The organism is Paraburkholderia phenoliruptrix, from assembly GCF_019511605.1.
Classification (GTDB): domain Bacteria; phylum Pseudomonadota; class Gammaproteobacteria; order Burkholderiales; family Burkholderiaceae; genus Paraburkholderia; species Paraburkholderia phenoliruptrix_A.
In genome coordinates, this window is sequence record NZ_JAEUAV010000015.1 from 1 (window position 1) to 13177 (window position 13177).

Below are 13177 nucleotides of genomic sequence, written 5' to 3' on the forward strand. Positions count from 1 at the left end.
GTCTTGCCAATACCTTGATTTCCACTGCTTGCTCCTGAGTCAGCATCGGCGGCAAAAAGCCGCCATCGTCTCCCAGGTGGGTCAGGTTTACTTCGGCGGGTGGGTCAGTTTCACATCGGCGCTAACAACTTGGCGAACATCTCGCACTTCGGCATTCAGTGCGGCGTTGGCTGGTATCCAATCATTGAAGCGCTAGCACGCGACATTGAGGCGGAGCTTCGCGCCTTGTGGCGGGAGCAACTCCAGTTTCCGGAGCAAATCGCCCAGATGGAGAGGGCACTCCAGCACGGCCGGGCCACCTATCCCATGCTTCCCCTTTGCACCGACATCACACAAGTCGGCGGCGAGCTTACGGTAGTTCTACTCAGTGGACAGCTGTGTCCCCCGGATGTGGAATCGCGCATCCAAGCGCAAGTGCAAATCGCAGTTGCAGGCGCCCGGCACGTATGCGAGAGCTGCGGCAAGCCAGGCGAACTCCGGAAGGGCTATTGGCATCGCGTCTATTGCAACGGGTGCATCGTCCCAACCGCCGACCTCAGCCCCGCAGAATCACACGCGTAGACCAGCAAAAACTGCTGGTCGAAGCGACCGATTGCGTTGGCAACGTATATGAGCAATCCCCATGACCACAGCGTATGAGCGCACGAAAGCCGTTATCGAAACACGCAAGCTTTTGCAACTGCTTGGCTCCCCCGCCAGTACCCCCACGCGCGATGCAGTTCACAACGCCGCGCTGTTACTTCTCCGACACTATCCGCTGGACATCGACCTCGAGATATCAGCCGCGGCCTTGCCGGGAATCTGGGCTGCTCCTCGGCGGTAGCCCGCATGTGCGACAGGACTCTCGAAGGAGGCTGTGGTCGCTCGAGAACCTGGATGGTGCAGCAGTGTCCGGTGCGCTAACTGCTCCGACGCCTACGCATTGCATAGATTCAACTTACCGGGAAGTGTATGACGCAACGCCTTCAGGACATAGTTAGTCAGCTGTATCGGTCGCCAGTTGACCACGCACGTCAGGTCTTCGCAGTATCGCGAAGCGAAGCTGAAAAACTGCCCCGCCTGCCGTCGGTGGCCATCATCTCAATCACCGCTCCGGAACGCTCGACAGCGAATCTCGACGGCTTCAACCACGTGCTACGCCTGAGCTTCGCTGACGTGGACTTCCTGAAACCTGACCTATCCAGAAAGGCAACAAAGAAGCTCACTCAAGCATTCACCCGCGAGCACGCCGAGATGACTCGCTCATTCGTCGCATCCCTGCCCGAGGAAATCACCGCGATTGTCGTTCACTGCGAGGGCGGCTACTCGCGGTCGTGTGCCATAGCACTGGGACTTCATCAGCTTTATGGCTACAACGTGCAAATGGAGCATCTCGCTCATGCGAATTCCTCAATACTTCGCGTGATGACCCGAGACAGTAGCATTGACCGCGGTCACGCAGCGGACAGCCAAGCGGTCATGTTGGATGATACAGAGAAGGCGCTCGAGGAGGGACTTGCAGGCAGGACGCGGTCCGAAAGAAAATTCCGCAAATCGCTGCCGCGGTCTACTTCTCGGAATTGACCCCTCCATCACGACCACACATACCTCAATTGAATTGCGTCCGCGTGTAGTCTGCACGCCATGCAACATCAGGTCGCGGCGCGGCCATGTGGTCGACGGCACTAAGCGCAAGTCATTACAAGCGACGCGTAAGGCCGCCGTCACTTGACGTGCTCTATCATTTGCCGCGCTTCTTCGCCATAACCGCCCTGATGTCCTTTTCGCTCACCTTGCCGGTCTTGTCGCGCATCGCCTTCAGCGTGGTATTCGGCCCAAAGCCCTGGATGGGATTAGGCAAGTTCTTGTTCATCGTGTTGCCATGCTTTAAGTCAATCTTCCCGTCCCTGTCGCGATGACGGCCATCGAGTCCTGGTTGCTTCATGGTGGTGCTCCTTATGGTGTTGAACATGAGAACCGCTCTACAACATCCACAACCCTGACCTCGTGCGGAGCAACGTGCACGAGCCGCCAACGACCCGGATTAGCGCTCTGGAGTCACGCTCACAGAGCCCGTCGGCTCTCACCGGTACGCTGGCACCAGCCGACTATGCCACCTTCTGTACCGCCACGACGCAATCTTCTGCCAGCTTATATGGCTCTCCGTTTAGCACTGCTCTTAACAAGTCGACACACGCCTGCGAATACTTGTTTGTGCTGCTTGATTTTCCAGTACGCATCGTGATGTGATACGTGTTGTCGGAAGACTTCAGGTCGAAGCCTGTCTGTTCCTCTACCAGCGCTATAAGGCGATGCGCAGCATTCCAGCCTTGAAAACCGAGTTGCTCCGCAACTTCAGTCAGGGTAAACGGAAAATGCAGGTTGACCTTCGCCGGGTCTCCGATTGCCGTAATGCCGAGCAGCGTTGCGACACCCTCGCCCTCCTGGAGCTTGTGCTCGAGCGTCTGGAAATCGATTTCTACCTTCTTGGTCGGCACGTCCTTGCGGACTAGGTCAATCGTGCGTGCGAGCAGTGACCGCAGCAGCTTCATGTTCACCTTCTCGAGCGCGCCACCGCTGCTGAACGCCTCGTAGACCCACTCGAACGACGACGCGGAGATGCTCTTAATCCGAATCTCCCGGTTCTCGCCGACCGCGAGCACCCTGTCTCGCGCAGGGTAGGAGTTTTCGTCAATCGCGGGGTCCCACTCGAGAATGTAGATGTTCGGGATGAGTGCGAAATCCGCGCGAATCATCCGGTCAACGTCGTAGAGCACGCTGCGGATATTAGGGTCGCTCGCGCCGTAGCCAATAAACAGCAGCGGATGCTCCGCGAAGTAGGTCAGCAGCTTCGCGCTCAGGTATTTCTTGTCCGTTTCGAAGGCTTCGTAATCCTCGTGCGTTAGCACAAGCGAAAGCGGGTCCGCGACCGAGCCATGAATCTTGAAGATTTCGCCGATGGAAAGATACGGCTGCTTCAGAATCGTCTGGCCGACGACCGCCTCGTACTGTGGAAACAGCGGTTCCAGCAACTCGTCGTAGTTGGTCGTAACGATAGCGTGCGGATTAATCGCCTGCAGCGCCTTGAGCTCCGCCTTGAGGCTCGCGTGCACCGGTTTGAGGTTGTGAAGCATAGCCGCTGTCGCATGCTTCAAGAACACTTCCGTCGGGAACGACTCGTTGAAATATTCAGGAGGGAAGCTCCCGCGTCCCTTGTCCCACGCCCAGTCTCGATATGCCTCCGCGAACATGCTCGCGATACGCGGTTGGTCCTGAAATTTCTGCTTGTAGTAAGCGTAAGGATGGTCAATTCTCGGGCAGTTCTCGGCCAGCTTCTTCAGCAGCTCGTCCCAGTTCGGTGCGTCGGCGTATCGCCGTGAAAACCCAGACCCGACAAACAGTATTGGCTGACAGCCCGCAAGCTTCAGCACGTTCGCAATGTCTGTCCTTACTTCTTCCTGATACCGCCCGTAATCCATCGGCATGGTGGTCTCTCAGAATACGACACGCTGGACGTGCGCTTCCTTTTTCGTTCTCTGGAGGCCGCATTGAGACGCCTCCCCTAACCCCGTATTCGTTCTCACGCGCTTAAGCTGTCAGCATGTTGTGTCGATTTGACTTGCCGCCAGAAAGAAATTACAACATACGGTAAATTAGGGCAATCCGCAATGCAGAAATCTAGCCGCAGTCGCAGCGTGTTTTCTCGCCCCACGCCCTTCATTTGGGTCCGGTAAGGAAACGTGGCGAAAGTCCCGAGGGACGCGCATGTTAGGCGACGTAAAAATACATGCCAGAATGGCGACTTGCAATGGCGCTCGTCGAATCTGTAGCACCTTGAGTCAATCGTGGCGTCACCCTGGACGGGTGAGGTCTTTGCACAGCGCATCGCAGTCCAACGAGCGAGAGCGGTTGAAATGGAAATTCCTGAAGCAACCGTTGAAAACATAGAAGCAGCCCTACGGAAGTTGGCCGGCCCGGACGCGGACGAACTGCGAGTACCCGCACCCGCCGCCTTCATGTCCTTCTTTGCCGACGCCGGCCTACTGCAGTTGGTCATCACTTGGGCGAGAAGAAGTGCAGGCAGCAAAGCCACCTTCGATGACATCGACTGCAAAGCACCGGGCTTCAAAGCTGGCCTGGAAAAACTCCTGGGAAGGCCATATGCACTCGCCGCGTGGGTTATGGCAAAGCTACTGCTCGACACCAATGGGCAGCGGATGGGACGCTCCGAAGGGAAGGTCTACAGCAGCTATCTCGATGCGATGGACGAGTTCGATTTCCCGCGGACGCATCCTTCGAGCGGGGGTGTCAACTTGCTCTGCGTGCAAGGCTCACCGCGAGAATTCATCCGTCCACTGTACGAAGGCAGCGATGGCGACCGAAAGCTTCGGCAGTTCGGTGAGGTTCGTGTTGTCGTCCAGGCTGCGCTCGCTCATATCGCACAGGACTGGTCCGCAAGAAAGCTTCTAGACATCTCTGAGGCGGCAACTCAGCTCACTCGCGAACTTGTCGAGAACTCCGACTGGTGGGCGCGGACTGACGAACGTGGCGTGTTTTATTCGAAGGGCATCCGAGCAATCACATTTCGCCACGTTGACATTGACGATGACGGCGTTGAGCGGTTCTCCGGCGACAACACTCATGTCAGAAATTACCTGCACCAAAGCCTCGCCGAAGACTCGGTTCGTCACCCGGCCATAGGTAGCGACAGGAAGCAGGACCTTCGCGTACTGTCATTTGTCGAGCTTTCGATTGTTGACTCAGGGCCCGGCCTCGCCCGCCGCTGGCTATCTAGCGGAGCAAAAGATAGACGGGAGGTTTCCGACGTTCGAGAGCTGCCCATCTCAGAGGAAGAAGAAGCCGTCGTCGCCTGCTTTCGCAAGTGGGCAACATCGTCAGGCGACACGAATCGCGGAGTAGGTCTCTTCGCCGTTGCCCGCTTGCTGCGCAAGCGCAACGGCTTCATGCGCTTGCGCACTGGCAGACTTTCCTTCCTGTTCGGCACGCGCTCAGCAATTTCAGACATCGAGCGAAGGCTAACTTCCGAAAAAAAGGACATCTCGTTGCCGTATCTCCAGCTTGAAGACAAGACGCACGTCTTTTTGGAGGACGGCAAAATGCTGTTCTTCCTCCGGCCATGGACTGAGGAAGCCCTCGGCGCCGTCGAGGGCACATCTTTCTCAATCCTCTTGCCGGCCTGAAGGGGAACGACGATGCTGATTTTTCCATTTTCTGGCGCGCGCTATGCGGGCGCTTTTCGGCATTGCGTTCTCATCTTTCTTGGCCAAGAGCTGGCTAATTGGCCAGAAATAAGTTCGAAGTTCAGCGATTGGTCCAAGTCGAACGTCGTGCTTCCTCGCACGTTGCTGGTCGCGCCGCGTGCTCATGCACAATCCCTTTGGAAGGCCGTCAAGGACAAAACCGCAACGGGCCATACCGACATTCTCGCCAAAGGAAAGCTAACAATCGCTGGATTCGATTGCTCAGGGCGCATTGTCGAAGCAGGAGAAGACGATACGGGCGATGGACTCGACCTAACTTCATGCTTTGCTTGCGCAACCGAAGAGTTTATGAGGCAAGCAAGCCAACGTGGAGATGTTGTGGTCGCGGCGCCGCCGGGGTTCTTCTTCGCTAAACAATCCGAGCGCTATGCAAGCCACTTCCTGCGCGCAGAGTCCTTGCTAAGCGGTACGAGCGAAATTGAACTGCTTTCGATGGCCATTCTGCCGAAGTTTTCTAGCTTCTGCGAGCAGGAGCAGTCTTCACCCACCCTCCGCATCTTCATCGATTCGATGGCGATTTGGCCCGTGGCGCAAATGCTTACGCAGCTGCATTGCACAACGGCGACTGGCGTCCGAAGATATTCAATCGAAAGCTTTCACGGATACGAAGGGCTAGCCGAATGGGAACCACTCCCAGATGCGGCATTCGTTCTCATCTCGGCGTCGACTTCGGGCGGGCTCGAAACAAAGGTACGAACGAAGCTCGGTCTATCGAAGAAGGTTCCAGTCGTCACCCTCATAGGTTTGCAATCCGATGGTCAAGTTGACGAGTGTATCGCCGACGAATCTCAGTCGACCTGTCTGTTCCGTGTACCGCGACAACTCGTTGGTGAGCCCGCGCTTGACGGCCTCCGCGCAGATTTTCAGCCGGACGTCAAAAGCTTGCCTGCCGGGGCGGAGAGCGTTCGAGTAATTGGTGAGCGATTTCTGAGCCACAACAACAGACCAAAGGTGGTCCGCATGGCCCATAAGTCGCTTGCTCAGAAGGACAAGCGCACCCTGGCTGAACTCGCGGACGCCCACATCGTACTGGCCGGACGTCGAAAGGCTGTTGGTAGCAAATGGTGGTCGTTATCACTGAACATTCCCGCATTGATTGCTCGCTACGCAGCACCGGGCGCCGACGGCAGTTGCAAACTCCGAGAATGGATATGCAACTATGCAGCGCCCGGACCGACTGTCATCATCTACCCAGAGGACTTGGGGAGCGGGGAACGTCACAATGAGCGTTTAGCGAAGCGCATTGATGAATTGTTGAAAGAGCGTGCGCCGGGAACTGACACTCGGGTTGTCGACCACATGAAATTGGAGAACCCTGACGAAGACCTCCGCGCGTTCCTGGGAAATGCGGCAGCGATTGTCGCAAGCCCCATCGTCTCCGATGGTTTCGTCTTCAAGCAGATAAGTGCCATGCTCCGCATCGTACAGCGTTCCGGACCCCGGCTATATATCGCCCTAGCTGTACTGCCAGAGTCCGACGCCAGGCTGAAGGAGCTTGCCAGCGACATAGGGTCTAATTCTGCCGACAGCGCTTACCGGTTTAAGCACGGCTTCACCTTGCCGGTTGGTCGTATTGACAAGGCCATCAAGTGGGACAAGGAGGCCGCACTGCTTGACGAATTCATCGAGTCCTGCGAATCCGAGAATGTTGATGTCCCTCCGCGATTGCTCGAGCGCATAGAGGCGATGCGCGCGCCAAACGGACTGTCGGACGAATTGGCATTCATGCCATCAGCGGGTGGGGAACCGCAGCCGCTTTCGGCCGGCTTTTTACTGTGGGAGGTTGACCATCCGCAGGAAGGAAGCAACTTTGGTGCGGGCGTTCTGCTTACAGTCGCCACATTTCTTGAGGCTTCGCGGCGTGCCCGCTCGGGCGACCCGGAAACATCGCTTCGGAGCGGTGTGTTTCAGCAAACACTGATTGAGCCGGGAACATTCACTCGTTTCAACGATGGGGCCATTCAGTCCGCATTGTTGCGTGCCGCCTACCCGTCAGAATTGGATTACGCAGCTGATAGAGCAGCCAGTCGTGATATGGCACGTCTGATTGCCAAATTCATCGGGCTGCACAAATCGCCAGCGGGTAGCGCAGCGCCCGAGTTCATTCTCGCTCTCCGGCTCAAAAAGCTAACTTTGCATCGAGACGACCTTCCCCAAATTGAACACGCATGCTCGAGCCTCGCCGGCTGGCTGGCCGTCTTGGCGCGACCGCTTTCTCCATAAACACACGCAGGTAGATATCACTATGCCCGCGCAGTCGATGCAGCCCCCACTTGGGTTCCCAAACCCAATCCCTCAGGTGCGCGTCACATCGGGTCAGAGTCAGATGCTTGCTACACGTGGGCCGCGGTGCAACGGCCCGGCCTCCCCTCTGCTATGTCCGACTGAAGGTAGGCGGCCTTAGCTGTCCTGGGCTGCGACTCTTTGTCCACTCGTCGGATTGGGCGCGTCAACCGGTGCATCCATGCCTATAACTTGCGCGAAAGTGCCGCCCCGGCGCGACGGAATGTCGGCGTATCTCAGGGCGTTGTGTACCGGCGCCCCCCTCCGGAATAGGCATGTATTCAAATCTGCCGCCGGCTTCGATGGGAGATAGCCGACCATCGCAGCCACGGTCGATTCCTACCCGTAGGAACAGAATTTTGGTTTCTGGCATTTTGTTAAGGGAAGCTGGGGAGGGCAATGAGATTGCTTCATCGCGATTTTTCCCTTACCAAGCACCGGCGATGGTGGAGCACCGCTCGCAAGATGCAAGATAGTCATTAATTCCGCAAACATATCTTCGAACACGCTGTCGGATTTGATGACGCGTCGATTTGTTTCCAGCATATGCTCGTAAAGCAGTGGGTAGTCCGACTGAAGCAATGGCCCGTTCTCGTTGAGCAGAATGAAATGCTCAAAGGCCCATATTGCATGCCCGTTGGGAGTGACGTCGTACGCTTTCCTGCCCATCCCAATCCAATTCACTTTCTTCGCTATTCCTTCGTCGCCGCGCCAGGGGCTCGTTCCTCCAATACCGATTACATGGTCGAAACTCCAGTTCCGTACCTGCCCCATGCAATCATTGCATCCAAAGAGGCCGCTTTCGTTGGGGTCGCCCGTATGCGTTCTTTTGTAGACGAGAATCTTCGGTCTGTTTTCCCGCATTGTGCATTCTCCGTGTCGATTCGCTGCTGCACGTCGGCGCCTATCGCGGGCGGCTAACCGCCAATCCCCAGGCCTGCCAGGTCTTCCAGCAACGCAACGGCCTGCCGGTAGCCGGGCATATCCTGCCGGACGCTTCGCACCAACTCCTCCATGTGTTCGGCCACCTGGCTGCGAATGGTGTCGGACGACGGGCTGCCCACTGGCCTAAGGCGCATGAGCGGTACTCCGCCCGCTTCAAAGATGCGGTCCTTCTTGCCATCGCGCTCGAGCTGCTTCTCGGTGTCGTGATAGATGCTGTCCACTTCAATAGCAAGCAGCGGCAGGTAGGTGGCGGTCGACACCACAACCAGGTCGACGCTGGCCATCAGGTAGTACGAGAATTCCTCGGCGGTGACCATCCCCTTCACCCGCTCGTAGCTGAAAATGCTCTGCAGCGAGCAGTTCGGGAACACCAGATGGTTGGGGCACAGTTGCACCATGGCCCGATAGATGGTGTGCTCGCGTTCGCTGTTGAACACCTGCTTGACGGCCGCGCTGGTCCCACCCGAGCGGATAATTTTCGAAATGACAGTGTGCCGAGATTCCTGCGCAACGAGCGGCCGGATATGCGGATTGAGGCGGTAGTGGTTGTCAGTCTCGAATATCATGCCTTCGGCAAGCAGCCGGCGGTAGTGACGGTCCGCCCATTCCCCGGTCATACCCGCATAGGTACCCAACTCCTCGAAGTTCGCAAAGCTGTTGACCGTATCGAGCACGGCGAGGACTTTGCGGGCTTGGGGGCTCAGCGCCGGCCAGCGCGCCAGCGCCGTTTTTTCGAATTGCTCCTGCTTCTCGCATTCGCTCAACCGCTTGCGAACGCTCTGCACGAGCGGTGCCGTTGCGGCCGCATATGTGCTCGCCCAAGGCCCTTCCGTGAGCACTGACTGGAAGTGGCGCAACGACTCAGACGTCGTCGCCTGTTGTATCAACGCCTGCATGGCGGAAGTAGCGGTTGCCTGATTCGGGCCGCCAAAACAGTTGCCATACGACACGAAGGCCTGGGCGGTGTCGCCCACCTTGTATTCGAGCTGGGCCAGCACCAGAGGAGCCGTATCGAGCAGGTCATCGCGCAACGCCTGGGCCACTTGGTACGCAGGCGAGGCACCGAGGTCCGCGTAGGCTTCGGCCGCCGCGGCAAGCACCGGTGCCACGAGGTCGTGCCAGCGCTTGCGGTGACTGTCATCCATCAGCGCGCGCAATTCAAGCACGCGTTCCATCTCCGCGAGAATCCGGCGGGCGGAAGGCTCGTCGACCGACAGCTCGCGTTCGGTGGTTTTCCAGTCAAGCATCGGAGGCCTCGGATAGGCTTCACCGCGCTCGATATACCGACGCAACGACTGGACGGCGAAAAACGCGCGCTGGCCGTCACTCGGCGCGACGCTGGCCAGCAAGCAGGCAAAGGACGACGACTGCTCTGCCAACCAGTCCAGCTCGGGCAGCGCGACGGTGGTGTCTGCATATTCGCCAATGAGCGAGTACTGATTATTCGCCACCAGTACGTGATACAGCGTCAAGAGCGCGTCGCCGCGTTGCAATGTAGCAGGGGCGTGCTCGATTAGCCGGAGAACAAAGTCGGGAATCGACGGGAGGCTGAAGCCACACTCGAGCACTTCGGTGGCGTCGCCCGAGAGGTACAAGTACGGGGGAACGCTTTCGTCCCGGACGTCATCCGGTTGTGCACAGAGCCTCGTCACGCCCGCAATCAACAACCGGTCAGCTTCCTCCCCAGTGGAAATGGCAGCCTTGACCAACAGTTTCAAGCCGTCACACAGGCCGAAGCCCAATCTATCCGGATAGCGGGCATCCAACCCGCCCCAGCCGTCCCGTCCGGTATGAGCCACGTCAACCAGAAAGGCCCACGCGAGCGCCGTGAGCGCGCCGCTTGGGTCGGAATCCATGTGCAGCGCATCGAGGCGGGCAATTTCCGGCGTCGGAAGCGCACGGATTTCAGCGACAAGGGCTTCGACTTCATCGGGCGCCACATCCAGCGACGTCGCGTCGAGTCGGAATATCCGTGCAAGCAAAACCTCCTCGGACGTGCCAGCTTGTTCAAGAACGCGACAGGCGTCTTGAAAAATCGGCAGCAAAGGCGGCAACCCGTCAAGCGCGACCTGCTCTTCTTCGGTGTAGTCCTGCTCCCAGTCATCGCCCTGCATTGCGTGCAGGCGAAACACCACTCGCCGCAGATGCCGCAGCAAGGTTGCACTCGGGTGCCGTGCAAAGGCCTGCACCGTGACATCCAGCGCCCGACTCAATCCCTTTACCTCATAAGGGTCGAGACTATAGTAGAACTCGAATTCAGGCTTCAGGTGGAAGTCCGGCACGCGTCGCCGCAGTTCTTCCAGTATCGCGAGCAACTCGGCCGGCGAAACGTCGCGACTGACCGAATACCATTCCTTCTGCTGGGTCAGCCCGCGCAGTTTGCAAAGAAGCAGCGGGACATGCGCATGCTCCTGGTCTTGCCCAGCAAAGGCTGAAATCGGCATCGCCCCCAGCTCGAGCAACCCCGCCCAGTTGCCCTCACTGCGCAGCAGTTCTGCTTCCCGGGTGAACTCGTCGACGGTAATCGAGGTTTCGCTTGTCGCGCCCCGCTCGTTTACCGGCCTGGCGGGTTTGAGAGGTTGAGGCGCCGTACGTTTCTTCTTGTGGCGAGTCACTGCGTACTCCGCTAGGGGGACGACAGACAAAGCCAATGACCTTGTCACCTACGCGCTAATCATAGCGCGCTGAACTCAGCCATCTCTCCAAGCTTCGAGGCTTTCGGCTTCGCTGTCTTTGGCTTTGACTCCCTGCCACCACGCTTCGTTCGGGTACTGCTCGAGGGCGTGACAACGGCGGACGGTACTGGGCGCATACCCGGGATGCGAAAAACGACGACCATTCGCGGACTTGAGTCTTGCGCCGTTTGCACGGACTCGACCCAGCAGTTGTCTTCGAGCGCTAAAGTCCAATCCTTCTGTGTGCAGAGGTCCAATACGACCAGAAAGCCGATGCGTGGCCCGGTCAGCTGGTAGGTCGAGGCTTGTCCAAGGTACTTCGTGAGGCCTGCTCGTGATGCGTCGGTCGACTCCCGCTTCAGTTCCGCATACATTGTCCAAGCTTCGGTCGTGATAGCCAAATCGGCTCGCCCCGAAGCGACATCTGGCACCTCACGCCGGACTTGGTGATTCTTGAAACCCCAAGCCACGAGATGCAGCCAAGTGAACATCGCTTCCTGCAACTGCTGTTCTAGTGGCTTGGCACCCGCATGGTGAAACAGGAATGAAAACGACGTCTTTCCCATTTCAAAGCCAACATCAAGGCAATGTGAAAGGAAGCGGAGAAGGAAGATAATGAAGACGTCGACATCTCGACGAATGCTCCCAGAGTAGTCGTCGTGCGATTGGAGCGCCGATGTGATTTGCACGAAGCACTTTTCCTGCTGCGCAGAGAGCGGGGACGCCGTCTGTGCGGTGAGCAGTACGCCGGCACGTGCGCGAATCTCATCGTCTGGTCTATCGCCGCTGGCGAGACCATCGTCGCTCACCAGCGGCCCCGCTTTTCCCAGGTCGGCCCTCATCCTATCGACCGCCGCTAGCAACGCGAGCGCATGGCCTCGACTGGTCTCGTCAATGTCAGCTTCTTTTGCCCAATCTTGCAGATGAGCGCACAGACCTTCGCGCGCTACGAATCCTGATGCCAAGCGGTCCGTGATGGTATGCCGCAATGCGTCTCCAGAATCCGTTGCAAGCCTGAGCAATGTGCTCCGGAGATTTGCAACTTGCTGGAGGACAGGCAGTGCGCGCAACCAGCTCCGTTCCGACATGTGCTGACTCAGCCCCTTCAGTGCGCACGACAGCTCGTACCAGGCTGTCTGCACGTCCAGCCGAGGTCTTAACCATTCACGCATAGACGAGGTGTCGAGATAATGGAAACGTTCACTCGCGGCCTCGCACGCTTGTTCGACGAGCTGTTCGACCTTTTCCGCCGGCTCACCGTCGCAGAACAGCATCAATGCGCCCAGCGTGGCGCGAAAAGCTGTCGCCTCGAGCATCTCCGGTTCGATGTGCTCCGCTTTCTCAAACCAAGCTGCAGCTTCGCTCAATCGCGCGAATAGCGACTCCTTGTCTTGACTGCACAATGCACGGTCAATCTCAATCATTCCAAGCTCGAACGCGGCTTGCTCTCCTGCGTCTGCATCTTTGGCCAAGCGCCGGAGACTTTCCTCAGCGTCTTCAGAGCCGCCCCAACACCACGCCAACCCGGCAAGCAATGCAACTCGTCGCACGAGCAATGCGTTGTCGCCTGGCCCGAATTCCTCAAGAGCAGCAATGAAAGTTGACCTTGGCGCCTTCTTCTCTGCGGCGAGCAAGAATGCTCCCGCCAAGCATTCCGACGCCATCTCGATGGCCAAGGGAGTAGCCGTATCGCGCGCTCTCGCCAGCAGAACGCACTGGGCCGAACGCGCTTCATCTCTCGAAAGCTCCGAGACTGACAGCTTCTGCCCAACCGCTGCGACCACAGGCGGATATGGATTGGTACGTAGCACACTCGTCGCGAACTCGAGGTACTCTTCCCGCGCACTTGCTCCCTCGCGCATCAACACTTCAGCCAGCCGCTCCGCATAGATGTTCGTAGTGAACTCCGAAGCTCGCTTCAGCACGACTAACAGCCCGCCTAGTTCAGATGAACTGGGCAGGTTCTGGCCGGACAATACTTTGGCGAATTCGTCGTCATGCATGGCTAGAAGT

The 13177-nt window shown here is 57.9% G+C and carries 10 protein-coding genes; 4 read left to right on the forward strand and 6 right to left on the reverse strand.

Translation table 11 applies throughout. The features are described 5' to 3' along the window. Positions 1-622 precede the first annotated feature (622 nt). Entirely contained in the window at positions 623-823 is a 201-nt protein-coding gene (locus JNB89_RS31380; protein ID WP_346656216.1) for a BPSL0761 family protein, read from the forward strand. Positions 824-951: 128 nt separating this feature from the next. After that, positions 952-1563: a hypothetical protein gene (locus JNB89_RS18885; protein ID WP_220363263.1), complete on the forward strand. Its 612-nt coding sequence runs from the start codon at positions 952-954 to the stop codon at positions 1561-1563. Between the two features lie 157 nt (positions 1564-1720). On the opposite strand, the gene JNB89_RS18890 is transcribed toward JNB89_RS18885, so the two are convergent. Further along, the gene (locus JNB89_RS18890) at positions 1721-1924 is read right to left on the reverse strand and encodes a hypothetical protein (protein ID WP_220363264.1); all 204 of its coding nucleotides are present in this window, start codon (positions 1922-1924) and stop codon (positions 1721-1723) included. A gap of 163 nt (positions 1925-2087) precedes the next feature. Next, the gene (locus JNB89_RS18895; RefSeq protein ID WP_220363265.1) at positions 2088-3464 is read right to left on the reverse strand and encodes an SIR2 family protein; all 1377 of its coding nucleotides are present in this window, start codon (positions 3462-3464) and stop codon (positions 2088-2090) included. Between the two features lie 429 nt (positions 3465-3893). On the opposite strand from JNB89_RS18895, the gene JNB89_RS18900 reads away from it, so the two are divergent. After that, positions 3894-5180 carry a hypothetical protein gene (locus JNB89_RS18900; protein WP_220363266.1) on the forward strand — a complete coding sequence of 429 codons (1287 nt, stop codon included), beginning with the start codon at positions 3894-3896 and terminating at the stop codon, positions 5178-5180. Positions 5181-5192: 12 nt separating this feature from the next. Beyond that, positions 5193-7484, forward strand: coding sequence for a hypothetical protein (locus JNB89_RS18905; RefSeq protein WP_220363267.1), 2292 nt, complete (start codon positions 5193-5195; stop codon positions 7482-7484). A gap of 226 nt (positions 7485-7710) precedes the next feature. Here JNB89_RS18905 and JNB89_RS31435 read toward each other — a convergent pair whose 3' ends face one another. The 4 genes from JNB89_RS31435 to JNB89_RS18925 are packed head-to-tail and all read right to left on the reverse strand — an operon-like array spanning position 7711 to position 13167. Further along, positions 7711-7917: a hypothetical protein gene (locus JNB89_RS31435; RefSeq protein WP_220363268.1), complete on the reverse strand. Its 207-nt coding sequence runs from the start codon at positions 7915-7917 to the stop codon at positions 7711-7713. Then, on the reverse strand, positions 7884-8408 hold the full coding sequence (locus JNB89_RS18915; protein WP_220363269.1) for a hypothetical protein: 525 nt from the start codon (positions 8406-8408) through the stop codon (positions 7884-7886). Before JNB89_RS18915 ends, JNB89_RS31435 begins: the two co-directional genes overlap by 34 nt. Positions 8409-8461: 53 nt before the next feature. Next, positions 8462-11104, reverse strand: coding sequence for a DUF2726 domain-containing protein (locus JNB89_RS31385; protein WP_220363270.1), 2643 nt, complete (start codon positions 11102-11104; stop codon positions 8462-8464). Between the two features lie 59 nt (positions 11105-11163). Then, positions 11164-13167: a hypothetical protein gene (locus tag JNB89_RS18925; protein ID WP_220363271.1), complete on the reverse strand. Its 2004-nt coding sequence runs from the start codon at positions 13165-13167 to the stop codon at positions 11164-11166. Between the last annotated feature and the right edge of the window lie 10 nt (positions 13168-13177).